The organism is Thermomonas aquatica (assembly GCF_006337105.1).
GTDB classification, from domain to species: Bacteria; Pseudomonadota; Gammaproteobacteria; order Xanthomonadales; family Xanthomonadaceae; genus Thermomonas; species Thermomonas aquatica.
This window is the reverse complement of the sequence record NZ_CP040871.1, coordinates 417,507-441,569: the sequence shown is the minus strand read 5'-3', so window position 1 is coordinate 441,569 and position 24,063 is coordinate 417,507. Positions and strand designations below refer to the sequence as shown.

The 24,063-nt window shown below is 68.7% G+C and carries 25 protein-coding genes; 13 read left to right on the top strand and 12 right to left on the bottom strand.

Annotation, left to right across the window (positions count from 1 at the left end; translation table 11 throughout):
• Window positions 1–6 precede the first annotated feature (6 nt).
• Complete coding sequence (locus tag FHQ07_RS02040) at window positions 7–549, bottom strand: peroxiredoxin (RefSeq protein WP_139715109.1); 543 nt, start codon at window positions 547–549, stop codon at window positions 7–9.
• Window positions 550–631: 82 nt separating this feature from the next.
• Here FHQ07_RS02040 and FHQ07_RS02035 point away from each other — a divergent pair, with 82 nt between their 5' ends.
• Window positions 632–1,105: a YciI family protein gene (locus FHQ07_RS02035; RefSeq protein ID WP_168191438.1), complete on the top strand. Its 474-nt coding sequence runs from the start codon at window positions 632–634 to the stop codon at window positions 1,103–1,105.
• 75 nt (window positions 1,106–1,180) lie between these two features.
• On the opposite strand, the gene FHQ07_RS02030 is transcribed toward FHQ07_RS02035, so the two are convergent.
• Together FHQ07_RS02030 and FHQ07_RS02025 are read right to left on the bottom strand one after the other, a co-directional pair.
• A complete protein-coding gene (locus tag FHQ07_RS02030; RefSeq protein ID WP_168191437.1) occupies window positions 1,181–3,115 on the bottom strand; it encodes a M56 family metallopeptidase in 1,935 nt (644 codons plus the stop codon).
• On the bottom strand, window positions 3,108–3,494 hold the full coding sequence (locus FHQ07_RS02025) for a BlaI/MecI/CopY family transcriptional regulator (protein WP_139715106.1): 387 nt from the start codon (window positions 3,492–3,494) through the stop codon (window positions 3,108–3,110). Before FHQ07_RS02025 ends, FHQ07_RS02030 begins: the two co-directional genes overlap by 8 nt.
• Before the next feature lie 167 nt (window positions 3,495–3,661).
• On the opposite strand from FHQ07_RS02025, the gene FHQ07_RS02020 reads away from it, so the two are divergent.
• Window positions 3,662–4,810, top strand: a complete 1,149-nt coding sequence (locus FHQ07_RS02020; protein ID WP_139715105.1) for an SDR family oxidoreductase — start codon at window positions 3,662–3,664, stop codon at window positions 4,808–4,810.
• Here FHQ07_RS02020 and FHQ07_RS14615 read toward each other — a convergent pair.
• The 3 genes from FHQ07_RS14615 to FHQ07_RS14485 are packed head-to-tail and all read right to left on the bottom strand — an operon-like array spanning window position 4,807 to window position 6,958.
• Window positions 4,807–5,841, bottom strand: coding sequence for a sensor domain-containing diguanylate cyclase (locus tag FHQ07_RS14615; protein ID WP_277871806.1), 1,035 nt, complete (start codon window positions 5,839–5,841; stop codon window positions 4,807–4,809). The two genes, FHQ07_RS02020 and FHQ07_RS14615, sit on opposite strands and share 4 nt — an antisense overlap.
• 25 nt (window positions 5,842–5,866) lie before the next feature.
• Complete coding sequence (locus tag FHQ07_RS02010) at window positions 5,867–6,766, bottom strand: sensor domain-containing diguanylate cyclase (protein ID WP_240703576.1); 900 nt, start codon at window positions 6,764–6,766, stop codon at window positions 5,867–5,869.
• Window positions 6,767–6,784: 18 nt separating this feature from the next.
• The gene (locus FHQ07_RS14485) at window positions 6,785–6,958 is read right to left on the bottom strand and encodes a hypothetical protein (RefSeq protein ID WP_240703528.1); all 174 of its coding nucleotides are present in this window, start codon (window positions 6,956–6,958) and stop codon (window positions 6,785–6,787) included.
• A gap of 116 nt (window positions 6,959–7,074) precedes the next feature.
• Between FHQ07_RS14485 and FHQ07_RS02005 the strand changes: the two genes are divergently transcribed.
• A complete protein-coding gene (locus FHQ07_RS02005) occupies window positions 7,075–7,341 on the top strand; it encodes a DksA/TraR family C4-type zinc finger protein (RefSeq protein ID WP_139715104.1) in 267 nt (88 codons plus the stop codon).
• Window positions 7,342–7,400: 59 nt separating this feature from the next.
• Here the strand turns inward: FHQ07_RS02005 and FHQ07_RS02000 are convergent, their stop codons facing one another.
• On the bottom strand, window positions 7,401–8,675 hold the full coding sequence (locus FHQ07_RS02000) for a hypothetical protein (protein WP_139715103.1): 1,275 nt from the start codon (window positions 8,673–8,675) through the stop codon (window positions 7,401–7,403).
• 248 nt (window positions 8,676–8,923) lie between these two features.
• On the opposite strand from FHQ07_RS02000, the gene FHQ07_RS01995 reads away from it, so the two are divergent.
• On the top strand, window positions 8,924–9,349 hold the full coding sequence (locus FHQ07_RS01995) for a hypothetical protein (protein WP_139715102.1): 426 nt from the start codon (window positions 8,924–8,926) through the stop codon (window positions 9,347–9,349).
• 63 nt (window positions 9,350–9,412) lie between these two features.
• On the opposite strand, the gene FHQ07_RS01990 is transcribed toward FHQ07_RS01995, so the two are convergent.
• Window positions 9,413–9,859: a nuclear transport factor 2 family protein gene (locus FHQ07_RS01990; RefSeq protein WP_206202337.1), complete on the bottom strand. Its 447-nt coding sequence runs from the start codon at window positions 9,857–9,859 to the stop codon at window positions 9,413–9,415.
• A gap of 127 nt (window positions 9,860–9,986) precedes the next feature.
• Between FHQ07_RS01990 and FHQ07_RS01985 the strand changes: the two genes are divergently transcribed.
• A complete protein-coding gene (locus FHQ07_RS01985) occupies window positions 9,987–11,723 on the top strand; it encodes a M1 family metallopeptidase (RefSeq protein WP_139715101.1) in 1,737 nt (578 codons plus the stop codon).
• Window positions 11,724–11,727: 4 nt separating this feature from the next.
• On the opposite strand, the gene FHQ07_RS01980 is transcribed toward FHQ07_RS01985, so the two are convergent.
• Window positions 11,728–12,975 carry a TIGR03862 family flavoprotein gene (locus tag FHQ07_RS01980; protein WP_139715100.1) on the bottom strand — a complete coding sequence of 416 codons (1,248 nt, stop codon included), beginning with the start codon at window positions 12,973–12,975 and terminating at the stop codon, window positions 11,728–11,730.
• A 39-nt stretch (window positions 12,976–13,014) separates the two neighbouring features.
• Here FHQ07_RS01980 and FHQ07_RS01975 point away from each other — a divergent pair, with 39 nt between their 5' ends.
• From FHQ07_RS01975 to FHQ07_RS14265, 3 genes are read left to right on the top strand one after another with little or no spacing between them, the layout of a single operon-like run.
• A complete protein-coding gene (locus FHQ07_RS01975; RefSeq protein ID WP_139715099.1) occupies window positions 13,015–13,809 on the top strand; it encodes a dimethylarginine dimethylaminohydrolase family protein in 795 nt (264 codons plus the stop codon).
• On the top strand, window positions 13,806–14,561 hold the full coding sequence (locus tag FHQ07_RS01970) for a sulfurtransferase (RefSeq protein ID WP_139715098.1): 756 nt from the start codon (window positions 13,806–13,808) through the stop codon (window positions 14,559–14,561). The genes FHQ07_RS01975 and FHQ07_RS01970 overlap by 4 nt, the downstream gene beginning before the upstream one ends.
• 30 nt (window positions 14,562–14,591) lie before the next feature.
• The gene (locus FHQ07_RS14265; RefSeq protein ID WP_168191435.1) at window positions 14,592–14,744 is read left to right on the top strand and encodes a hypothetical protein; all 153 of its coding nucleotides are present in this window, start codon (window positions 14,592–14,594) and stop codon (window positions 14,742–14,744) included.
• Window positions 14,745–14,759: 15 nt separating this feature from the next.
• On the opposite strand, the gene FHQ07_RS01965 is transcribed toward FHQ07_RS14265, so the two are convergent.
• The 3 genes from FHQ07_RS01965 to FHQ07_RS01955 form a co-directional block, all read right to left on the bottom strand.
• On the bottom strand, window positions 14,760–15,953 hold the full coding sequence (locus FHQ07_RS01965) for a BaiN/RdsA family NAD(P)/FAD-dependent oxidoreductase (RefSeq protein ID WP_277871805.1): 1,194 nt from the start codon (window positions 15,951–15,953) through the stop codon (window positions 14,760–14,762).
• 4 nt (window positions 15,954–15,957) lie between these two features.
• On the bottom strand, window positions 15,958–16,713 hold the full coding sequence (locus FHQ07_RS01960; protein ID WP_139715096.1) for a type 1 glutamine amidotransferase: 756 nt from the start codon (window positions 16,711–16,713) through the stop codon (window positions 15,958–15,960).
• A 68-nt stretch (window positions 16,714–16,781) separates the two neighbouring features.
• Complete coding sequence (locus FHQ07_RS01955) at window positions 16,782–18,578, bottom strand: DEAD/DEAH box helicase (RefSeq protein WP_139715095.1); 1,797 nt, start codon at window positions 18,576–18,578, stop codon at window positions 16,782–16,784.
• Window positions 18,579–18,687: 109 nt separating this feature from the next.
• On the opposite strand from FHQ07_RS01955, the gene FHQ07_RS01950 reads away from it, so the two are divergent.
• The 5 genes from FHQ07_RS01950 (at window position 18,688) to FHQ07_RS01925 (ending at window position 24,061) form a co-directional block, all read left to right on the top strand.
• On the top strand, window positions 18,688–19,305 hold the full coding sequence (locus FHQ07_RS01950) for a hemerythrin domain-containing protein (protein WP_168191434.1): 618 nt from the start codon (window positions 18,688–18,690) through the stop codon (window positions 19,303–19,305).
• Window positions 19,302–20,861, top strand: a complete 1,560-nt coding sequence (locus tag FHQ07_RS01945; RefSeq protein WP_139715093.1) for a protein adenylyltransferase SelO — start codon at window positions 19,302–19,304, stop codon at window positions 20,859–20,861. Before FHQ07_RS01950 ends, FHQ07_RS01945 begins: the two co-directional genes overlap by 4 nt.
• A 248-nt stretch (window positions 20,862–21,109) precedes the next feature.
• Complete coding sequence (locus FHQ07_RS01935) at window positions 21,110–22,993, top strand: ATP-binding cassette domain-containing protein (RefSeq protein WP_139715091.1); 1,884 nt, start codon at window positions 21,110–21,112, stop codon at window positions 22,991–22,993.
• A 133-nt stretch (window positions 22,994–23,126) separates the two neighbouring features.
• Window positions 23,127–23,483, top strand: coding sequence for an NADH-quinone oxidoreductase subunit A (locus FHQ07_RS01930; RefSeq protein ID WP_139715090.1), 357 nt, complete (start codon window positions 23,127–23,129; stop codon window positions 23,481–23,483).
• Window positions 23,474–24,061, top strand: a complete 588-nt coding sequence (locus FHQ07_RS01925) for a NuoB/complex I 20 kDa subunit family protein (RefSeq protein ID WP_139715089.1) — start codon at window positions 23,474–23,476, stop codon at window positions 24,059–24,061. Before FHQ07_RS01930 ends, FHQ07_RS01925 begins: the two co-directional genes overlap by 10 nt.
• Window positions 24,062–24,063 lie beyond the last annotated feature (2 nt).

Below are 24,063 nucleotides of genomic sequence, written 5' to 3'. Positions count from 1 at the left end.
GTCGTTTCAGCGGCGTTTTTTCGCCTTGAGCGCGGTCACCGCCGCCAGGGTTTCCTTGACGTGCAGGTTCGGGCTCATCGCGTCGTGGACGAAGGCGATGCTGCCGTCCTGCGCGATCACGTAGGACGTGCGGCTGGCGAGGTCCGGCTTCAGCATCATCGTCGCGTCGTAGGTCTTGGCGATCTTCGCGCCGTCGTCCGCCGCCACCGGGAACTTGCCCGCGCATTTCTCGGTGTCCTTCGAGAATTCAGCCAGCCGCTCGGTATTGCCGGCGGTCACGCCGATCACCGACGCGCCCTGCGCCTTGAACTTGTCGATGGCCTGCGAGAACGTCGCCGCCTCCACGTTGCAGCCGGGCGTGAACGCGGCCGGGAAGAAATACACCACCACCGGGCCCTTCTTCAGCGCGGCGGCGAGGTCGAAGCTAAAGGCCTTCCCGGCGAGGAAGGCGGGCGCGGTGAACTGCGGGGCCTTCGCGCCGGGCTTCAGCGCGGCGAAGGCGGGCAGCGCAAGGGTGGCGGCGAGGGCGAGGACGGCTAGGCGTTTCATCGGACGCTCCGGCGTGGGGGTCGGGCAACGATACTCCTCGGGCGCAATGCGTACACTCGGGCGCTCACCACGGAGAACCGCCATGCGCCGTTGCCTGCTCGCCCTGTCGTTGATGCTCTCCCTGTCCGTCGCGGAAGCGGCCGATCCCGCCGTGGCCGTGCCGGCGGCGGGCTTCGATGCGCAGCTCGCGGCGAAAACCGGCGCCGACGACTACGGCATGCGCCGCTACGTGCTGGTGATCCTGAAGACGGGGCCGACCAAGGTGACCGACGCTGCGGAGCGCAAGGCGATGTTCGCCGGACACATGGCCAACATCGAGCGCCTGGCGAAGCAGGGCAAGCTGGCGATCGCCGGACCGTTCATGGACGACGGCGGCGATTGGCGCGGGTTGTTCGTGTTCGCCGTCGAGGACATCGCGCAGGCGCAGGCGCTGGTCGCCACCGACCCGGTGATCATCAAGGGCGAGATGGTGGCTGAGTACCACAGGTGGTACGGCTCGGCCGCGAACATGTTGATCGGCGAACTGCACGACAAGGTGGCGAAGAAGGCGTTCTGAGCCGCGCGCGCGGCGCGCGAAAACAAAGGGGCGCGATTTGCGCCCCTTTGCGTTTCTTCGTCGATGTGCCGGTGTTCAGCGCTGCACGGGCGCCGGCTGCGCCAGGCCCTGCTGCACCGCTTCATCGATCAAGCTGCGTACCTGGCGGTCGGCGATCCTGGCCTCGCGCTCGATCTGCTTGCCGATGGTTTCCATCTCCTTGCCGATCGCCTCCATCGGCTTGCTGGCGGCTTCCATCTCGCGGGCCACGGCTTCCATCTTCGCGCTCTCGCCCTGCATGCGCTGATGCTGCTGCTCGAGCACGGCGGAGTGGCGTTCCATCTGCGCGCTCATGGCCTCCTGCTGCGCGTCGAGCTGCTGCGACTGGCGGTCCAGGCGTTCGCGCTCGGCATCGCTGGCGCGCACGTATTGCATCGCCAGCGCGCGTTGCCGCTCGGCGAGGTCGCGTTGGCGTTCGGCCAGGGCCTGCATCGCGCGCTCGGCTTCGCGCGACTGCGGCGTCTGCTCGAAGCCGGCGTGCATGCTTTCCATGCGCTTGCCGAGGACTTCCATCTTCTGCTGGTGCGGCTCCATCCGCGCCTCCAACGCCTGCATCTTCGCTTCATGCGGCCTGGTCGCGTCCCAGGCCTGGTTGGCACGGGCCAGCACGCCGGCATCGCGCACCACCCAGGCCTTGCCGTCGCGGCGGAACCAGATGAAGTCGCCATCAATCCGATGCTTCGCCGCATTGATGTCGCGGATATCGTCGGTGTCGCCCGACATGGTGTAGTTGTCCTGCCCCTTGCGCACCAGTGCATAACCGTCGCGGCTGCTGCCGTAGTGCATCGAAACCTTGTTGCGCAAAGGCGGCGGAGGCGGCGGAGGCGGAGGCAGGGGTTCGCTCGGTGGTGCAGGAGGCGCAGGCGGTGCCGGCGGCGGCGTGCGTGGCGTGCTCGGTGGAGGCGGCGGGGGCGGGGGAGGTGCGTCGGTCGAGGAGGCGACATGCAGCGGATGCGTCGACCCCAGCTTGGCATACGCCTGGAAGGCGATGCCGAGGGCGACGATGCCGATCGCGGGCAGCAGCAGGGTGCCGCCGACGATGCGGTGTTCGGGACGGAGCAATTGCCTGATGCGGGACATGAGCTGACCTCCATGCGCGGCTTGCGCGAGTGCGGTGTGCGGGATGGGCGACCGCGTGATGGCGAGGCGGTCGAGTTCGGACAGGGCGAGGGCGAGCCGGCGCGGGTCGCCAAGTTGTGCAGCGGCCAGGTCGTCGGCGACCAGCTCGCGTTCGACCCGGATGCGGTGCGACAGCCACCAGACCACCGGGTGGTAGAACAGCAGCGCCTCGACCACCCCCTGCAGCAGGTTGACCAGGTAGTCGTGGCGGCGGATATGCGCGAGTTCGTGCGCGATCAAGGCTTCCAGCAATGGCTCGGGCATGCGCGCGGCGATCGCGGCGGGCAGCAGCACTATCGGTTTCCACCAACCGACCGACAGCGGGCTGTCGCCGTCTTCGATCAACCGTACCGCGACATGCCGGCGGATGCCGAAGCGGTAGGCCAGGCGATCCACGCAGATTTCCCAGCGTTGCGCGTTGCCGCAGGGCGGGCGGGTGCGCAGGCGGCGCACCCACCACAAACCGCAGGCCATGCGCAGGGCGAGGGCACCGGCACCGGCGGCCCACAGCGTGACGATCCATTGCAGCAGCGGATTGCCGGGCGAGGACAGGGTGGACAGCACCGCCGCATCCATCGTCGGCCCGACGATGGCGCTCCCATCGGCCAAGGCGGCGGTGACGCCCGCGGCCTCGGCGTCGCCTGCGAATGACAGTTTCGCGAAGGTCAGCAGCGGCAGCAGCACGCAGGCGAGCAGGGCGCCGCAGGCCACCGCATAGCGCGCCTGCGGGCGCGCCGCAGGCAGCAGCGACAACAGCATCCACGCCAGCACGCCGACCAGCACGCCCTGCCAGAGGAAATGCAGCAGCACCGTGGCCATCACCGGCACCAACATCGCGATCGCGTCAGTCATTGCGGGTGTCCTCCAGGAAGCGCTGGATTTCCTCGCGTTCGGCATCGCTGACACGGCCGCCGCGCAGGGCCGCCAGCACCAGGTCCTTGCCGGAGCCGGAGAAGGCCTTGTGGATGAAGTCGTCGAGCAGCTTGGTCTGCATCGAGCCCGGCTGCTGCGCGGCGGCATAGACGTGTGCGCGCTGGCTTTCGTCGCGCTTGAGCAGGCCCTTGCCGTGCATGATCTGCATCAGCCGCAGCACGTTGGCGTAGCCCAGCTCCGGGCGTTCCGCCTGCTGCGCTTCGTGGACCTGCTTGACCGAGGACGGGCCGAGCCGCCACAGCGTGCGCAGCAGCTCGAGTTCCGCCGGGGTGGGCTTGGGTAGGCGTTTGCCGCGCATCGCTGGGTTCCCGCATCGATTGCAGGCCACGCTACGCCTACTAGAAAAGATTGTCTAGAAAAATTTGTCTAGAAAGGGCGCCCCGTGACGTCAGTGCCCCCGACTTCCGACATACGCGCCGGTCCCGGGCCGCTGGCAGAGTGGGGCGACCACCACCGGGGACCCGCATGAACACCACCCGCCGCGACCTGCTCAAGTTCGGCGCACTGGCCACCGCCGCCACTGCGCTGCCTTCCATCGCTTCGTCCGGCACCGCGCCTGCGCCGGTGGGCAAGGCGGCCAAGCCGCTGGACATCCTGATCCTTGGCGGCACCGGCTTCACCGGCCCGTTCCAGGTCAACTACGCGTTGGCGCGCGGGCACAAGGTGACCCTGTTCAACCGCGGCAAGCGGCCCTCGCCGGAATGGCCGGGCGAGGTCGAGCAGCTGCACGGCGACCGCAACACCGGCGACCTGAAGTCGCTTGCGGGCCGCAAGTGGGACGTGTGCATCGACAACCCGACCAGCCTGCCGTTCTGGGTGCGCGACGCGGCCAAGGTGCTGAAGGACAACGTCGGCCACTACATGTTCATCTCGACCATCTCGGTGTACGCCGACGGCAGCAAGCCGGGCATGACCGAGGACGCGCCGCTGGCCGTCTACAAGGGCAAGGACGCGATGGCGGAGACCCAGGCCAACCTGATGGCCGACATCGAGAACCTGTACGGCCCGCTGAAGGCGCTGAGCGAAGCCGAGGTGCGCAAGCACTACGGCGAACGCAGCACGATCGTCCGCCCCGGCTACATCGTCGGCCCGCGCGACGAGACCGACCGCTTCACCTACTGGCCGCTGCGGGTGGCGCAGGGCGGCGAGATGCTGGTGCCGGGCGATGGCCAGGACCCGATCCAGGTCATCGACGGCCGCGACCTGGGCGAATGGATGATCCGCCTGGCCGAAGCCAGGACTTACGGCATCTTCAATGCGGTCGGGCCGGATTACCCGCTCTCCACCGACGCGATGATCTACGGCTGCCAGGCCGTCACCGCCAACGGCATCCAGCTGACCCACGTGTCGCCGCAGTTCATCGACGAGCAGAAGGTCGAGCTGCCGATCTGGGTGCCGCGCGCGGACAATCCGTACGCGGGCTACGGCTCGGTCAGCAATGCGCGCGCACTGGCCGCGGGCCTGACCCTGCGCCCGCTGGCGACCACGGTGGCCGACCTGCTCGACTGGTTCCATGCGCTGCCGGCCGAACGCCAGGCCAAGCCGCGCGCCGGCATCAGCCGCGAGAAGGAGGCCGAGTTGCTGGCGGCCTGGAAGGCGCGCAAGACCGGTTAACGCGGGCGGTCGGCCCGGCGCAGGCGCTTGACCGAATACATCGCCGCATCCGCCAACGCCAGCACGGCATCCACGTCGTGCTGGTCGGCGGGGGCGAGGATCACGCCGATGCTGGGGCCGGCGTAGTCGATGGCGATGCCATCGCCCAGTTCGAAATGTCCGCGCGTGGCCTCGTACAGGCGTTTTTGCAATGCCGCCAGCGCGGCGTCGCCTTCATCCGCCGGCACGCTGGCCAGCACCACGAATTCGTCGCCGCCTAGCCGCGCGCAGTAGTCGCCGGCGCGCGCGGCATGGCTGAGCGCATCCGCGATCAGCACCAGCAGGCGATCGCCGGCCTCGTGGCCGTGCCGGTCGTTGATCGCCTTGAAGCCGTCGAGGTCGATGAAGGCGACCAACAGTTCGTTGTGGTTGCGTTCGCTGCGCGCCAGCCGCCTGCCCAGTTCGTCCATCAGCGCGCGACGGTTGGGCAGGCCGGTGGCGGAATCGGTGAGCGCGCTGCGCGCCAGCGCCTCGTTCGCATGCCGCAATTCCTGCAGCAGGCGCTCGCGCTCGACCTGCTGGCCGATCAGCTGCGAGCACATGCGCAGCACCTGCGCCGCATCCTCGGCCAGCGGCTTGCGCCGGTCGCTGGCGGCGCACAGGGTGCCGACCAGGCGGCCGCCCTCGCCGTGGATCGGGGTGCTGGCATAGGTGGCGATGCCGAGCGCGCGCGCCGCATCCGAATCGCCCCAGCAGTCGGCGACGTCGTCGGTGTACATGCGGCCTTCGTCCAGCGCGCGCTTGCACAGGGTGTCGTCCCACGGCACCGACAGGCCTTCCGGGATCTGCAGGCTCTGGCTGTTGCGCGCGTACAGGATGTGCTGCAGGCCGGCATCCTCGTCGATCGCGGTCATGTAGGTCGATTCCAGCCCGGTGACCGTTTCCAGCAGCACCAGCAGCGGCCGCACCAGTTGCTCCAGCGATCGCGCGCCGCTGATCGAATCCGACAGCGTGGCGATCAGCTTGCGTTGCTTGTTCGGTGCCATGTCCATCGGGCGATTCTGGCCGAAGCCGGCGTCAAGGTTCCGCCAATGCCGGCAGGTCCGGACGGGCCGCGACGCGATTGCGTCCCGCGGCCTTGGCGCGATACAGCGCCTGGTCGGCGGCTTCCATCCAGCCGCGCAGGCCGGCATCGCCCGCGGGCGGTTCGGCGATGCCGATGCTGACCGAGCAGCGCAACGGCGGCTGTCGCGGGAACTCGAGCGCATCCACGCCCTGGCGGATGCGTTCGCCGATGCGCCGTGCAGCGTCCAGCGCGACCGGTACCGCGATCGCGAATTCGTCGCCGCCGACCCGGCCGGCGTGGCTGCCGTCGGGTATCGCGGCGCGGATCACCCCGGCGATGCCGCGCAGGACGTCGTCGCCGCTGGCATGGCCATGGCCGTCGTTGATGTCCTTGAACAGGTCGACGTCGACCAGCAGCATGCTGGCCGGCGCGGCCGCGTCGTGGCGGGCGAGCAGGGCTTCCACCTGTTGCTGCCAGTGGCCGCGGCTTTCCAGCCCGGTCAGCGCATCGAAGCGGGTGAGTTCGTCCAGGCGCAGGTTCTGCTTCTGCACCTTGCGGATCAGCTGGTAGCCGCTGGCGCTGACCGCCAGGGTGTGGATGACCAGGATCGGCAGGCAGGCCAGCAGGACCGGCGTGCTGGTGGGCAAGCGCATCGCGAAGCCGGTCGACAGTCCCGCCGCGAGCAGGGCGAGCAGCATGGCCGGCAGCGAGCGGCGCCACAGGCCGCGCACGCCGGAATTGATCTTGTCGGCGGTGGTCACCGTCATCAGCAGGACCGAGGGCAGCAGGTTGAACTGCATCACCGGCACCAGGCTGCCGGCCAGCGCGGAATCGATCATCAGGTTGCGCAGTTCCGCCTTGAATGGATCCGCGCTGCGCGCGGCCGCGAGATAGGCGAGGTGCGGCCACAGCAGGCAGCAGCATGCCGCTCATGTCCATGCCGGCCACGGCGCCTGCAATTCCAGCAGGACCGCCGCGATCGGCAGGAAACCGAGGCCCATGCCCAGCGTGCGGAAGCGATAGACGCGCCTGTGCAGGCCATGCAGCCGCAATGGCGCGTCACCGGCATTGGCGCGCGATGCCTCGTTCGGAACTGCAGCCATCCACCGGCTCCCCCCAGAGCGTTGCCCACAGTGTGGGGCACGGACGCGCGGCATGCCACACCGCTGGCCGGCCTGGTGCTAGGGTTGCGGCCGAAGGATCGACGGGAGGGCGGGCCATGGCAACCGGTTGGGCCGGCGACGGCGCGGTGCAGGACCAGATCGACGCGACCGTGAAGGATGCGATCAAGCGCGCGCGCAGCCAGTTGCCGAGCGGGCCCGGGCTCGAGCGTTGCGAGGAATGCGATGCGCCGATCCCGGAAGCGCGGCGCAAGGCGATGCCCGGGGTGCGCTTGTGCGTGCCCTGCCAGGAGGCGCACGACCGCGAGGCCGGCGCCGGCAGCGGCTACAACCGCCGCGGCAGCAAGGACAGCCAGTTGCGCTGAGCGCGCAAGGAAAACGCCCGGCGCGAGGCCGGGCGTCGAAGCCGCGATGAGGCGGGCGATCAGTAGGTCTGGAAGCCCAGGATCGCGCCGAGGATCACCGGCAGGATCACCGCGATGCCGTTGTCGTAGCGGCCGTACTGGTTGCGGCTGTAGTAGCCGTCGCGGTAGCCGCGCTCGAAGCCCTGCTGGAAGTAGTAGCGGTAGTCGCTGCGGCTGACGTAATAGCCGTTGTAGCCGTAGCTGCCGTCGATGTAGCCGTAGTTGCCGCGGTAGTCGAAGCGCCAGCGGTCGATGCGGTCCGCACGGCCGGCGTAATAGCCTTCCTGGTAGCCGTCGCGCACGGCCTGGCGCAGCAGCTCGGCGCCGTAGCTGTTGGTGTTGTACCAGTTGCCGCCGTAGCTGTAGCGGTAGTTGTACGGGGTGTAGTAGTACGGGTCGCTGTAGTAGTCGTAGCGCGAGGCGTTCCAGCGCGCCTGCTGCGCCAGCCAGCGGCGGTAGTAGTCCTGCTGGTAGCGGTACTGCGCGTTGCGGCGCTGGCGTTCCAGCTCGCGGTTGCGGTGCTCGAGCTGGGCGCGGCGCGCGGCTTCGTTGCGCTGCCAGTCCATCGCGCGGCGGCGCTGGTCCTCGATCCGGCGCTGCTGCTGTTCGCGCGAGATGCGGTCGTTGCGGTCGTCGTCTCGGCGGTCATCGCGCCAATCCGGGCGGCGCTCGTCGTGGCGGTCGTTGCGGTCCTCGCGGGCGCGGGCGTCGGCGATGATCCGTTCGCGGGCCGACTGGTCGCGGCTGCGCTGTTGCTCGGCGTCCCTGCGCCGCTCCATGTCGCGGCGGAGTTCGGCTTGCTCGCGCTGTTGCTGCTGGCCGGTTTCACGGCGCTGCTCGGCCATGCGCCGGCTCATTTCCTCGCGCTGGCGGCCCTGGTCGGCGATCTGCTCGCGGCGTTCGCGCGCCCGTTCGGCTTCGTTTTCGCGCCACTGGGACTGGCGTTCGGCCTGCTCGCGACGCTGCTGTTCGACGCGCTCGGCCATGCGCTCGCGCTGGCGCGACTGCTCGATGTCCAAGGCTTCGCGGCGCTGCTGTTGCTGCTGGCGTTGCGTGTCGCCCCAGTGCTCGTGGCGCTGCGGTTCGTCGTCGCGCGATTGGCGCTGTTCCAGGCGCGGCGCCTGCTGGCGCTGTTCCTCGCGCTGGTCGCGCTGCTCCTTGCGTGCGGCACGGCGGTCGTAATTGTCCTGGTCGTCGTCCCGCTGCTGCGCGAACGCGGGTGCGATGCCGCCCATGGCGAGCAGCGCGCCGAGCAGGGCGGTGGTCAGGGTGCGGGTAGCGGGAAGGCGGGTCATCTGTTTCTCCTCGGGGCACGACCCATTCGTGCCCGATGGGAGCAGTTAGCGGTCGCGTGGATGAATCGATGCTGAGATTTCACCGTGTTGGCGGCCAGTGTGAAGAATTCGCAAGCAGCCATTCAGATTCGCGGCGCAGGTGGCCTCGATGGCTGAGCCGTAGCGAAACGGAACCCGACCTCGCGTCAACGCCGGATGGCCCGGCGCGGTTGTGGCAAGTGCGCATCCAGCGCGACAGGAGTCCCGAGATGAAGACCAAGATGCTGCTGCTCACGGCGTTGCTCGCCGCGGGCGTCGCCGGCACCGCCGGCGCGCGCGACCGCCGCCACGACCACGACAACAATCCGCCCGGCGACGCCGGCGGCCCTGGCACCAACTGGGAAAACCCGCCGGGCTGGCGCGGCGGGCCGGGCGCCTCGCCCGACTATCGGAACTGGCGCTACAAGGGCCAGCGGCACCGCTTCGATCGGGTTGCGGCGGGTTACTACTTCAACCCGGTGTACGGCTATTGGCATCCGCGACACGGTTTCTGGAACCAGGCCCGGCGTTGCTGGCTGGACAACGACAACAACCCGCCGGGACGCGCGGGCGGGCGTGGCACCAATTGGGAAAACCCGCCGGGCTGGCGCGGTGGCCCCGGCGCTTCGCCGGATCGCTTCGGCCGCTGTCGCTGATCGCGGACGACGAAGCCCGGCATGGCCGGGCTTCGCGCCCCGCTTGAAGCGGAGCGTCGCCGGTCAGGGCATTGCCGGCTTCGGGTTGCGCGTCCACACCTTGTTGGCGATCTTCCATTCGCCGTCGACCTTGAGCAGCACGAAGTAGTCGGTGAAGGTGCCGCCGGGATAGTCGAGGGTGGCCCGCGCCATCGCCGCGTTGCCGCTGACGTCGACCCGGTCGATCGAACGCTTGCGTTGCGCCTCGTCTTCGGCCGGTTTGCCCTTGAAGCCGGCGATGTACTCGTCCGCGGTCCACGACACGAACTTGCCGTCGCGGATGCCCTCGATGTGCGCGGTCGGCAGGAAGGCCTGGCGCATGTAGGCGCCATCGCCTGTGGCGTGGCCCTGCAGGTAGGCTTCCAACGGCTTGCGCACCGCCGCATCCTCGCCGGCATGTTGGGCAACGGCGATGCCCGGCATCGAAAGCCATGTGGCGGTCAGCAGCATCGGGGTCGCAAGCAGGCGCATGACGGCTTCCTCATGGACGATGCCGGGGAGCCTACGCGTCGGTCGCGGCGCGTTGATGTGACGAAAGACAGGGTCGGGGCCCGGCCGTGCATGCGAAAGTTGGCGCCCGTTCACGTGGATCCACGCCATGCGCCTCACTCGTTGCCTGCTTGCCGCCGCACTCGCGTCCGCCGGTTTCGCGGCGCAGGCCGGACAACCCGCGTTGACCAGGACCACCAGCGCCAGCGGCCTGCCGCGCGCGCCGGAACAGGAAGCGGTGGCGTTCGAGCGCGCGGACCTCGCGTTCAAGGTCGATCCCGCGCGCAAGTCGCTGGACGGCGATGCGACGCTGACCTTCCTCGCCAGCAAGCCGATCGACAGGCTGGTCGTCGATCTCGACAGCAACTACAGGATCGGGCTGGTCGAAGTCGACGGCAAGCCGATTGCTGCCGCGCATTGGCGCAATCCCGAAGGCCGGATGACGGTCGACCTGCCGAAGCCGTTGGCGGCCGGCGCGCGCGCGGTGTTGCGCATCCGCTATGCCGGCCATCCGCATGTGGCGAACAAGGCGCCATGGGATGGCGGTTTCGTCTGGGCCACGGCACCGACCGGCGAACCCTGGGTCGCGACGGCGGTGCAGGGCGAAGGTTGCGACCTGCTGTGGCCGTGCATCGATCACCCGCAAGGCGAACCACGGGAGGTGATCCAGCACGTCAGCGTGCCGGCGCCGCTGGTCGCGGCCGGCAACGGCATCGCCGAAGGCATGGACGAAAAGGATGGCTGGCGCACCTACCACTGGCGGGCGAAGCAGCCCAATACCTATGCCATCGCCCTCAACATCGGCCCGTACGAACTACTGCAGGGCGAATACACGTCGCGCTACGGCAATACCATCCCGTTGCGCTTCTGGTACCTCAAGGGCAACAAGGCCAAGGCCGAGGGCCTGTTCGCCGAGTTCGCGCCGATGCTGGATTTCTTCGAGGAGATGATCGGCCCGTATCCGTTCGCCGACGAAAAGATGGGCGTGGTCGAGACCCCGCACCTGGGCATGGAGCACCAGACCATCAATGCCTACGGCAACGACTACAAGAAGGCCGATGCCGGCTACGACTGGCTGCTGCAGCACGAATTCGCCCACGAGTGGTTCGGCAACCAGCTGACCCACCGCGACTGGGACGACTTCTGGCTACACGAGGGCTTCGGCAGCTACATGCAGCCGCTGTACCTGCAGTGGCTGCGCGGCGACATGGAATACATGGCGGCGCTGATGAAGCAGCGTGCGGCGCTGGTCAACAAGTACCCGGTGATCTCCGGGCGTGGTCTGCCGGAAAGCGAGGTGTACAAGCCCGGCGAGGGACCCGGCAACGATACCTATTACAAGGGTTCGCTGACGCTGCATACCCTGCGCGGGCTGATCGGCGATGCCGCGTTCTTCCGCGCCATCCGCGAGCTGGTCTACGGCACCGCCACGCCGCGTCCCGGCAACTTCAAGCCGCGTTATGCCTCGACCGCAGACTTCATCGCCATCGTCAACCGCATCACCGGCAAGGACTACGGCTGGTTCTTCGACGGTTACCTGCGCCATGCCGCCTTGCCGGAACTGCTGGCTACGCGCGATGCGAACGGTCTATCGCTACGCTGGAAAACGCAGGACGACAAACCGTTCCCGTTGCCGGTGCAGGTGCGCGTCGGCGACAGGGTGGTCGATGTGCCGATGACCGGTGGCCGCGGTCATGTCGACCTGCCGGCCGGCGCCAGCTACACGCTGGATCCGCACTCGAAGGTGCTGCGCGAGCTGCCGCACATCGCCGAATTCCAGAAGGACACCGCGGAACGCGCGAAGGCCGCGATGGAGAAGGCCAGGGCCGAGGCGGCGAAGAAGTAAGGGTCTAGCGCGGCGCCTGCAGCCAACGCACCGCGCCGTTGCCGGCGCGCAGCCCGCTGGCGAAGCAGGCGGTGAGCAGATAACCGCCGGTCGGCGCTTCCCAGTCCAGCATCTCGCCGGCGGCGAACACGCCCGGGAAATCCCGCAGCATCAGTGCATCGTCCAACGCTTCCAGCCGCACGCCGCCTGCGGTGGAGATGGTTTCGGCCATCGGCCGCGGGCGCAGCAGGCGCAGCGGCAGGCGCTTGAGGGTGGCGGCGACGCGGGTCATGTCCCGCAACGCGGGCTTGTCCAGCACCTCGTGCAGCAATGCGACCTTCGCGCCATCGATGCCCGCCTGCCGGCGCAGGTGCTCGCCCAGGCTGCGTCCTTTGCGCGGTTTTTCGAGGTCTCGGTGCAACCGTTCACGTTCGCGGCCAGGCACGAGATCGAGATGCAAGATTGTCGCGCCGTCGCGATTGATCGCCTCGCGCAGGTCCGCGGCGATGGCGTAGATCAGGCTGCCTTCGATGCCGCTTTCGGTCAGCACGCATTCGCCCTGCAATGCGCGTTCGATGCCTGCGGAATCGCGCCAGTGCGCAACCACCGGCTTCAGCGGCGCGCCGGCATGCTTCTTCGCGAGAAATTCGCTCCAGCCGATGTCGAAGCCGCAGTTGGCCGATTGCAACGGCGCGATGTCGATGCCGCGCGCCGCCAGCGTCTCGACCCACGCGCCGTCGGAGCCCAGTTGCGGCCAGCTGCCACCGCCCAGCGCCAGCACCACGGCATCGGCGGCGAACGCGGCTTCGCCATCGGACGTGGCGAAGCGCAGCGCGCCGGCATCGTCCCACCCTTGCCAGCGGTGGTGGACATGGAACTGCACGCCGGCATCCTTCAACCGCCGCACCCAGCCGCGCAGCAGCGGCGCGGCCTTGCGATCCATCGGGAACACGCGGCCGGAGCTGCCCACATAAGTCTCGATACCGAAACCGCGCGCCCACTCGCGCAAGGCGTCGGCATCGAACGCGTCCAGCCACGCGCCCACTTCGGCCGCTCGCTCGCGATAGCGCGCATCGAACGCAGGCCGCGGCTCGGAATGGGTGAGGTTGAGCCCGCCCTTGCCGGCGATCAGGAACTTGCGGCCGACCGAGCCCTTGGCCTCGAACAGGTGGACCTCGATGCCGGCCGTGCAGGCGACTTCGGCGGCCATCAGGCCGGCGGGGCCGCCGCCGATCACGGCGAGGCGGGGCGGGAGGCGGGCAGGCGTCGGCATCCGCACATGATCCCATGCGCCGCTCCGTACAATGACGGCATGTGGACCGCCATCACCCGCGAGGTCAGCCCGGCGCTGGCCCAGTGCGAACTCTCCTTCGTCGACCGCAGCCCGATCGACATCGGCCGCGCGCAGGCGCAGCACGACGCGTATTGCCGCGCGCTGGAGTCGCTGGGCTGCGAAGTGATCCGCTTGCCGGCGCAAGCGGCGTTCCCGGATTCGGTGTTCGTGGAGGACGTGGCGCTGGCGTTCGACGAGATCGCGGTGGCGACCCGTCCCGGTGCGGCATCCCGTCGTGGCGAGGGCGCGGCTGTGCTGCAAGTGCTGGCAAGCTTCCGTCGCCTGCTGCGGATCGAGGCGCCCGGCACGCTGGACGGCGGCGACGTGCTGCGGATCGGCAGGCGCGTGTTCGTCGGCATCTCCGCGCGCAGCAATGCGGCGGGCCGGGAGCAACTGCGCGAGCTGTTGGCGCCGTTCGGCTACACCGTCGAGGACGTGGCCACCCGCGGCTGCCTGCACCTGAAGTCGGCGGTGACCCAAGTGGGCGACGGCACCGTGCTGGTCAATCCGAAGTGGCTGGTGGATGCCGGCGCATTCGCCGGGTACCGATGCATCGAAGTCGATCCCGCCGAAGAGCATGCCGCCAATGCGGTCCGCATCGGCGATGCGCTGCTCTATCCCGATGGCTTCCCGCGCACGCTGCAACGCCTGCGCGCGGCCGGCATCGCGGTGACCACGGTCGATGTGTCCGAGTTGCAGAAGGCAGAGGGCGCCGTCACCTGCTGCAGCGTCCTGCTCCGCAACGATCTGCCCCGCAACGAGGGCGCGGCATGATCCTCAACATCGCCGCCTACCTGTTCGTGGCCATCGACGATGCCGATGCGCTGGCCGTGCGCCTGCGCGAGCGTGCCGAGGCCGACGCGCTGCGCGGCAGCATGCTGGTGACGCCGGAAGGCCTGAACCTGTTCCTGGCGGGCGCGGAAGCGCCGCTACGCGGCTTTCTCGATTGGTTGCGCGACGATCCGCGCTTCGCCAGCCTGCACGCGAAGGAAAGCTGGAGCGAGACGATCCCGTTCGCGCGGCTCAAGGTGAAGCGCAAGGACGAGATCATCGCGTTCCGCCGCGAACATGCCTCGCCGCTGGACACCGGCGCACGCGCGCCGGCGGTCGAACCCGCGACGCTGCAGCGCTGGATCGCGCAGGGCTATCGGGATGATGCCGGCAAGCGGCTGGTGCTGCTGGATACCCGCAACCGCGAGGAATTCGGCTTCGGCACCTTCAAGGATGCGTTGACCCTGCCGATCGACAACTTCACCGAACTGCCCGAAGCGCTGGCGCCGCATCGCGAGGCCTTGCGCGACGCCACCGTGGTCAGCTTCTGCACCGGCGGCATCCGCTGCGAGAAGGCGGCGCTATGGCTGCGCCATGACGGCATGGACAACCTGCTGCAGCTGGACGGCGGGATCCTGGGCTATTTCGAGCAGGTCGGCGGCGCCGGTTACGACGGGCGCTGCTTCGTGTTCGACGAGCGGGTGGCGCTGGACCCGCAACTCAAGCCGCTGGCCGATGGCGAGCCGGTCGCCTAAGCTGCACGCAACATCCATCGGGATTCGCGCATGAGCTGGCTCGGCATCGTCATCGTCATCATCGGCATCTGGCTCGCGCTCAAGGTCGTCGGCGTGTTCTTCAAGCTGGCGATGTGGGCATTGGTGCTGGTCGGCCTGTACTGGTTCCTGGCGCCGCACCTCGGGCTGCCCTGGCCGTTCTGACTCAGGCCGCCGATTTCATCCGGCAATCGCCGTGCCGGCCGCGTGGCCGCTGGCCCACGCCCACTGGAAGTTGTAGCCGCCCAGCCAGCCGGTAACGTCGACCACCTCGCCGATGAAATACAGGCCCGGTACGTGGCGCGACATCATCGTGCTCGACGACAGGCCGTCGGTATCCACGCCGCCCAAGGTGACTTCCGCGGTGCGATAGCCCTCGGTACCGCTGGCGACCAGCGGCCATGACGACAGCAGTTCGGCGATCCCGCGCAGTTCCGGCGCGTTGTACTGGCGCAGCGGCTTGCTGGCGATCCAGTGCTCGCACAGGCGCTGGGCGAAGCGTTTCGGCAGGACTTCGCCCAGCAAGGTCTTGAGCTCCGCATCGCGGCGGCTGGCCTGCCATTCCTGCAGCTGTGCCTCGATGTCGATGCCGGGCAGCAGGTCCAGGCGCAGGTCGTCGCCGGGCTGCCAATAGCTGGAAATCTGCAGGATCGACGGGCCGCTGATCCCGCGATGGGTGACCAGCATGAAGTTGCGGAAGCTCGTGCCATTGCAGCGCGCCTCCACCGGCAACGAGACGCCGGCCAACTCCTGCAGGCGCTCGGCGTGCTTGCCGGTGAGCGTCAGCGGCACCAGGCCGGCGCGCGTCGGCAGCACCTCGTGGCCGAACTGCTTGGCCAATTGGTAGCCGAAGCCGCTGGCGCCCATGCTCGGGATCGACAGGCCGCCGCTGGCGACGACCAGTGCCAGCGCCGAGAAGCTGCCTTGCGACGTGCGCAGCCGGAACTCCCCGCTGTCGCCATGCATGACCTGTTCGATGCTGCAGTGGGTGCGCACGTCCACGCCGGCCGCCGCGCATTCGTCCAGCAGCAGCTTGACGATCAGCTTCGACGACTCGTCGCAGAACAGCTGGCCGAGTTCCTTCTCGTGGTACTTGATGCCGTGGCGTTCGACCAGCTCGATGAAATGCCAGGGCGTGTAGCGCGCCAGCGCCGATTTGCAGAAATGCGGATTGGCCGACAGGTAGTTGGCCGGCGTGGTGCCGGTATTGGTGAAATTGCAGCGCCCGCCGCCGGACATCAGGATCTTCTTGCCGACCTTGTTGGCGTGGTCGAGCACCAGCACGCGCAGGCCGCGCTGGCCTGCGGCGATCGCGCACATCAGCCCGGCCGCGCCGGCGCCGATCACGATGGCGTCGAAGTCGCGCTCGCTCACGCGCTCAGGCCCATTCGCGCGAGGGCAGGGTGTAGCGGCGCTGCGGGCGGCCGACCAGGTCGAGGAAGTTGTTGAACACCGCATCGGCCTGTTGCTGCATCGCGGCGATGTGCTGCTGCGTCTGCGCACGAATGGCGTGCTCGTCGTGCGGCAGGCCGGCATCGGCCAGTTCCTCGCGATAGGCCGGGTTCGCCAGCCAGCGCTCGACCAGGCGTTCGTCCATCTCCAGGTGGAACTGGAAGCCGTAGGCGTTGTCGCCGTAGCGGAACGCCTGCTGCTCGCATTGCGCGCTGCGCGCCAGGTGCACGGCGTCTTTCGGAATGTCGAAGCGGCAGCCGTGCCACTGGAACACCGGGGTCTCCGCCTGTAGCGGCGCCAGCACCGGGTCGGCGAAGCCGTCGACGGTCTTCCACAGCGGATACCAGCCGATCTCCGGCGTCTCGTTGCGCTGTACCGGCGCGCCCAGCACATGCGCCAGCAACTGCGCGCCCAGGCAGATGCCGAGCACCGGCTTGCCCTGTTCCAGCATGCGTTCGATCGCGCGCATTTCGTTGGCGAGGTGCGCCCGTTGCGGATGGTCTTCGACGTTCATCGGCCCGCCCAGCACGATCAACCCGCGGTAACGCTCCGTGTTGAGCTGCGCGTCCGGATGCCGCTCGAAATTCTTGAAGCGGATGCGGTGCCCGCGGCGGCGGATCAGCGGGTCGAGCGTGCCCAGCGGTTCGGCGGCGACGTGCTGGAAGACGAGGAGGCGCGGCATGCGGCGACTATGCCAAAGCCCGCCGCGTCATCGACAATCGCCGTGCGTCATGCGCTTATCGCGGCCGGTCAGGAACGCGGGCCGCGCGGTTTGAAGCCGCCGGGCTTCTTGAACCCGCCGGGCTTGCGCGGGCCGTCGGGGCGGTCGCCGCGTGGCGGGCCGAAGCTGCGCTTGCGCTTGGGCGCATCGATGTCCTCGGCGGTCGCTTCCTTCATGCGCAGCGGCTTGCTGGCCACGCGCACGTTCTGCATGTGCTGCAGCAGGTCCGGCGGCATGCCGTCCGGCAGGTCGACCAGGGTGTAGTCGTCGCGGATGTCGATGCGGCCGATGAAACGGCTTTCCAGGTCGGCCTCGTTGGCGATCGCGCCGACGATGTGGCCGGGCTGCGCGCCGTGCTGGTAGCCCACTTCGATGCGGTAGGTCTTCATCGGCACGTCCGGCGCGTTCGGGTCGCGCGGGGTGCGTTCGCGCGGCTCGCGCGCGGGTCGTTCGGGGCGTTCGGCGCGCTCGCGGATCTCGAACGTGCGTTCCGGCACCGCCGGCTTGGCCAGCAGCAGCGGGGTCTTGCCCTGCACCAGCGCGGCCAGTGCGGCGGCGATCTCCACCGCCGGCACGTTCTTCTCGCGCTCGTAGCGTTCGACCAGGTCGCGGAACACGGAGAGGTCGTCGCTGGCCAGCGCGCCCTCGATCTTGTCCAGGAACTTGGCCACGCGGCGCTCGTTGACGGCGTCGACGCTGGGCAGGTTCATCTGCTCGATCTTCTGCCGGGTGGCGCGCTCGATCGCGCCCAGCATGCCGCGCTCGCGCGGGGCCACGAACAGGATCGCCTCGCCCTTGCGCCCGGCGCGGCCGGTGCGGCCGATGCGGTGCACGTAGCTTTCGGTGTCGTAGGGGATGTCGTAGTTCAGCACGTGGCTGATGCGCTCTACGTCCAGCCCGCGCGCGGCCACGTCGGTGGCCACCAGCACGTCGATCTGGCCGTCCTTCAGGCGCTGGATGGTGCGCTCGCGGGTCTTCTGCTCGACGTCGCCGTTGATCGCCGCCGCGCTGAAGCCGCGCGCCGCCAGCTTCTCGGCCAGCTCGTCGGTGCCCAGCTTGGTGCGCGCGAAGATGATCATCGCGTCGAACGGCTCGGCTTCCATGATCCGGGTCAGCGCATCCAGCTTGTTGACCCCGCTGACCATCCAGAAGCGCTGGCGGATGTTCTCGGCGGTGGTGGTCGGCGCCTTGATCGCGATCTCCGCCGGATCCTTCAAATAGGTCTGGGCGATGCGCTTGATCTGCGCCGGCATCGTCGCCGAGAACAGCGCGACCTGGCGGGTCTCCGGGGTCTTCTTGAGCACGGCTTCGACATCGTCGATGAAGCCCATCCGCAGCATTTCGTCGGCTTCGTCCAGCACCAGCATGCGCAGCTGCGACAGGTCGAGCGAACCGCGTTCGAGGTGGTCGATCACGCGGCCGGGCGTGCCGACGACGACGTGCACGCCGCGCTTGAGCGCGCTCAGCTGCGGCGTGTAGCTCTGGCCGCCGTAGATCGGCAGCACGTGGAAACCGGGAATGTGGTGTGCGTATTTCTGGAAGGCCTCGGCGACCTGGATCGCCAGCTCGCGGGTCGGCGCCAGCACCAGCACCTGCGGCTTGTTGGCGGCCGCTTCCAGCCGCGCCAGCGCGGGCAGGGCGAAGGCGGCGGTCTTGCCGGTACCGGTCTGCGCCTGGCCGATCATGTCGCGGCCGGCCAGCAGGGCGGGGATGGTGGCGGCCTGGATCGGGCTGGGGGTTTCGTAACCCACTTCGCGCAGGGCGGCCAGCAGCGAATCGGGCAGGCCGAGGTCGGCGAAGGTGGTGGTCGGGGTGTCGGCGCTCATGGGCGTCTCGCGGCTGTTCGCCGTAATCGGTTGCACATTGTACGCGCGCGGGCCTGAGCGAAGGCTCCAGCGCTTGCGGGAGGCCGCCTGCGCCCCCATCTCAAGCGCCATGGCCTATACCGTCCTCGACGCCGCCGCGTCCCGTTTCCCCGACTACCGCACCCCCGAGCACAACGTGCTGGAGCGCGCCTGCCTGCAGGCCGAACTGCGCGCCGCATTGACCGGGCTGGCGCAATGGCCGCCGCAACGCTGGGCGGAGCATCCCGACTATGCGAATGGCCTTGCCCGCCACTGGCAGGAAATCCACCGCGCGATGGTGCACAACCTCGGCATCGTCGAGCGCACGTTGCGCACGCTGGCCGAGGACGGTCTTTCCGATGCCGACCGCGTGCGGCTGGCGGGCGAGATCGCCCCCATCGCCAGGCACGCCGTCGATCACCTGCACGGCCACCATCGGCTGGAAGACCAGAGCATGTTCCCGCAGCTGCTGCGCGCGGCGCCGTCGCTGGCGCGGCCGCTGAACCTGCTGGAAGCCGACCACATCGTGCTCAACGCGGTGCTGGGCCCGCTGGAGCGCGCGCTGGCGAACCTGCCGACCGCCGATGCGCCGGCCTCGGCCTGGGACGAGATCGCCAAGGCCGGCGAACGCGTCGCCCGCGTGGCGCGCAGGCATATCGAGGACGAGGAAGAAATCGTCATCCCCGCCGTGCTGGGCGTGGCGCGATGACGCCGCTGCGCTTCGACAATGCGCTGATCGACACGCTGCCCGGCGATCCCGAGCCACGCGTGTTCCCGCGCCAGGTGCAGGGCGCGCTGTGGTCGGCGGTCGAACCCACGCCGGTCGCCGCGCCGCAGTTGCTGGCGCATTCGCGCGAAGTGGCCGCCGAACTGGGTTTCAGCGATGCAGACCTGGCATCGCCCGAGTTCGTGCAGGTATTCGCCGGCAATGCGCTGTTGCCCGGCATGCAGCCGTTCGCGACCAATTACGGCGGTCACCAGTTCGGCCATTGGGCCGGGCAACTGGGCGATGGCCGGGCGATCTCGCTGGGCGAGGCGGTGCTGCCCGATGGCCAGCGCCGCGAACTGCAGCTGAAAGGCGCCGGCCCGACGCCGTATTCGCGCACCGCCGATGGCCGCGCGGTGCTGCGCTCGTCGATCCGCGAATTCCTGTGCAGCGAGGCGATGCACCACCTCGGCATCCCGACCACGCGCGCGCTGAGCCTCATCGGCAGCGGCGATGGCGTGGTCCGCGACATGTTCTACGACGGCCATCCCGAAGTGGAGCCGGGCGCGATCGTGTGCCGGGTGGCGCCGTCGTTCCTGCGCTTCGGCCATTTCGAGCTGCCGTCGTCGTGCGGCGATATCGAACTGCTGCGCAGGCTGGTGGACTTCTGCATCGCCCGCGACTATCCGCAGCTGACGGGCGAGGGCGAAGCGTTGTATGCCGCATGGTTCGGCGAGGTCTGCGAACGCACCGCGCGGCTGGTGGCCGAATGGATGCGGGTCGGCTTCGTCCACGGCGTGCTCAATACCGACAACCTGTCGATCCTCGGACTGACCATCGACTACGGCCCGTACGGCTGGATCGATGCCTACGACCCGGACTGGACGCCGAACACCACCGACGCCACTGGCCGCCGCTACCGCTTCGGCTGGCAGCCGCGGGTGGCCTACTGGAACCTGGGCCAGCTGGCGCCGGCGCTGGCGCCGCTGTTCGCCGATCCCGCGCCGCTGCAGGCCGGGCTGCAGCGCTTCGCCGAGGCGTTCACCGCCGCGGACCGCGACACCACCGCGCGCAAGCTGGGCCTGGCCGACTGCCGCGATGCCGATGTCGAACTGATCCGCGACCTGCACGGCCTGCTGCACGCGCATGAGGTCGACATGACGCTGTGGTTCCGCGCGCTGGCCGATTTCGATCCGGCCGCGTCGTCGCTGGCGGTGTTCGAGGAGGCGTTCTACGACGCCGCCAAGCGCGAAGCCGGCGAGGGTGCCTTCAACGCCTGGTTGCAGCGCTACGCCGTGCGCCTGCGTGATGACGCGCTCACTACCGAACAGCGCCGCGCCCGGATGAGCGCCGCGAATCCGAAATACGTGCTGCGCAACTGGCTGGCGCAGGAAGCGATCGATCGCGCGCATGCCGGCGACATGGCCGGCATCGGCGAATTGCTGGAAGTGATGCGTCGCCCGTACGACGAACAGCCGGGCCATGAACGCTACGCCGGGAAACGGCCCGATTGGGCGAAGGACAAGGCCGGCTGCTCGATGCTGTCCTGCAGTTCCTGACGCCGGGATTCTGGTCCCGGCGCCGGTCGGGGCTTACTTGCCCTTCTTTTCCTTCTTGGCCGCGCGCTTTTCCTTCAGCGACTTTTCCGGCTTCTTCTTCTCGTTCTTCTTCTGGTCCATGCCCTTGCTCATGGCGCTCTCCGGTCGTGTGGTTGGGGTGTGCCTGGCGCAAGCCTACCGCGACCGCGAGTGGACGGGAACGGTCGATCGGATGGGTGTGCGATGACGCCGGCACGTACAATGCGCGGATGCCTTTGATCACCTTGCAGGGCGTCGACTACAGCGTCGGCGGGCCCTTGCTGCTGCAACACGTCGACCTTGCCATCGAACCCGGCGAGCGGATCGCCCTGATCGGCCGCAATGGCGCCGGCAAATCCACCCTGATGAAACTGCTGTCCGGCGAACTCAGGCCGGACGACGGCGAGATCCGGGTCGAAGGCGGCCGTCGTGTCGCCCGGCTGGAGCAGGAAGTCCCGCTGGATGCGGCGGGCAGCGTGTTCGACGTGGTCGCAGCCGGCCTGGGCGAACTCGGCGCGCAGCTGGCGCATTACCACCACCTGATCCATGCCGAGCCCATCGACATGGACGCGTTGGCCGAAGTGCAGGCCAAGATCGAGGCCGCCAACGGCTGGTCGCTGGACCAGCGGGTGATCGAGACCCTGGAACGGCTGGGGCTGGATGGCGATGCCGATTTCGGCCGGCTGTCCGGCGGCATGAAGCGGCGGGTGCTGCTGGCGCGCGCGCTGGTCTCGCAGCCCGACCTGCTGCTGCTGGACGAGCCCACCAACCACCTCGACATCGCCGCCATCGACTGGCTGGAAGGCTTCCTCAAGCAGTGGAGCGGGGCGCTGCTGTTCGTCACCCACGACCGCCGCTTCCTGCGCGCGCTGGCCACCCGCATCGTCGAGATCGACCGCGGCCAGCTCACCAGCTGGCCCGGCGACTGGGACAACTACGTGCGCCGCAAGGAAGAGCGGCTGAACGCCGAAGCGCAGGAAAACGCCCGCTTCGACAAGCTGCTGGCGCAGGAGGAAGTGTGGATCCGGCAGGGCATCAAGGCCCGCCGGACGCGCGATGAAGGCCGCGTGCGCCGGCTGAAGGCGATGCGGGTCGAACGCGCCGAGCGCCGCGCGCAGACCGGCAACGTGAAGATGGCTACCGCCCAGGCCGGTGAGTCCGGCAAGAAGGTGATCGAGGCCAAGGACGTGTCGTTTGCCCATGGCGACAAGGTGCTCGTCCGTGATTTTTCGACGACGATTCTGCGCGGCGACCGCATCGGCCTGGTCGGCCCCAACGGCAGCGGCAAGACCACGTTGTTGAAGCTGTTGCTGGGCGAGCTGCAGCCGCAAGCGGGCGAAGTGAAGCAGGGCACCCAGCTGCAGGTGGCCTATTTCGACCAGTACCGCGCCACCCTGCGCGAGGATTGGAACGCCATCGAGAACGTGGCCGAAGGCCGCGAGTTCGTCGAGGTCGGCGGCAGGCAGAAGCACATCATCGGCTACCTGCAGGATTTCCTGTTCACCCCGGAACGCGCCCGTGCGCCGATCACCCGCCTGTCCGGCGGCGAACGCAACCGCCTGCTGCTGGCGCGGCTGTTCGCGCAGCCGTCCAACCTGCTGGTGATGGACGAACCGACCAACGACCTCGACGTCGAAACCCTCGAACTGCTCGAGGAATTGCTGGCCGACTATCCCGGCACCCTGCTGCTGGTCAGCCACGACCGCGACTTCCTCGACAACGTGGTGACTTCGACCATCGTGATGGAAGGCGAGGGCCGCATCGGCGAATACGTGGGCGGCTACAGCGACTGGCTGCGCCAGCGGGATGCCGCTGCCGTTGTCGCGGCGCCGTCGAAGCCGCAGGCGGCGCAGGCCGCCACTCCGGCCACCCCCGCGCCGCCATCGGCATCCAAGCCCAAGCTGAGTTTCAAGGCCCAGCGCGAGCTGGAGGAGTTGCCCGGGCGGATCGAGGCGCTGGAAGCGCAGATCGCCGGTTTCACCGCGAAGATGGCCGAGCCCGGGTATTTCCAGCGCGATGCCGCGGCGGTGACCGCCGACAATGCCGCGCTGGCGGCCGCACAGCGGCAGCTGGATGACGCCTACGCGCGCTGGGAAGCGCTGGAAGGCGGCTGAAGCCGCGACTGGCCACGATTTCATCCGGGCGAATGCACCCGGGTATGGCCGCGCCCGACCCGGCCCGGCTACACTATTACGGATAAGCGAGCGGCTTCGTGCCGGCTAGCCCCACAAGAACAACGAGGCACGCGTGCTGGCCGAATACTTGCCAACCCTGCTGTTCCTGATCGTCGCCACCGGTATCGGCATCGCCCTGATCATCGTCGGCAACGTCCTTGGCCCCAAGCGCCCCAGCGCCGAGAAGCTGTCGCCGTACGAATGCGGCTTCGGCGCGTTCGAGAACGCGCGCGGCCAGTTCGACGTGCGCTACTACCTGGTCGCGATCCTGTTCATCGTGTTCGACCTGGAAATCGCCTTCGTCTTCCCGTGGGCGCTGGTATTCCGCGAGCTGGGGGTATTCGGCCTGGTCGAGATGGGCGTGTTCCTGGCCCTGCTGCTGATCGGTTTCATCTACGTGTGGAAGAAGGGAGCCCTGGAATGGGAGTGATGGACACCGTTTCCGGGCTGATGCACAACCCGCTGCCGGAAGGCCGGCTGGACGACATCCTGCGCCCGGAAGGCGACAACCCGCTGCTGCAGAACGGCTTCGTCACCACCAGCATGGACGCGCTGTGGAACTGGGCGCGCACCGGCTCGATGTGGCCGATGACCTTCGGCCTGGCCTGCTGCGCGGTCGAGATGATGCACGCCGGCGCCGCGCGCCTCGACCTGGACCGCTACGGCGTGGTGTTCCGCCCGTCGCCGCGCCAGTCCGACGTGATGATCGTGGCCGGCACCCTGTGCAACAAGATGGCCCCGGCGCTGCGCAAGGTCTACGACCAGATGCCCGACCCGAAGTGGGTGATCTCGATGGGCAGCTGCGCCAACGGCGGCGGCTACTACCACTATTCCTATTCCGTGGTCCGCGGCTGCGACCGCGTGGTCCCGGTCGACGTGTACGTCCCGGGCTGCCCGCCGACCGCCGAAGCGCTGGTCTACGGCATCCTGCAGTTGCAGAAGAAGATCCGCCGGATGGAGCAGAACCCGTTCGCCGGCGGCGAGCGCGCCGAGGGCGCACGCGCATGAGT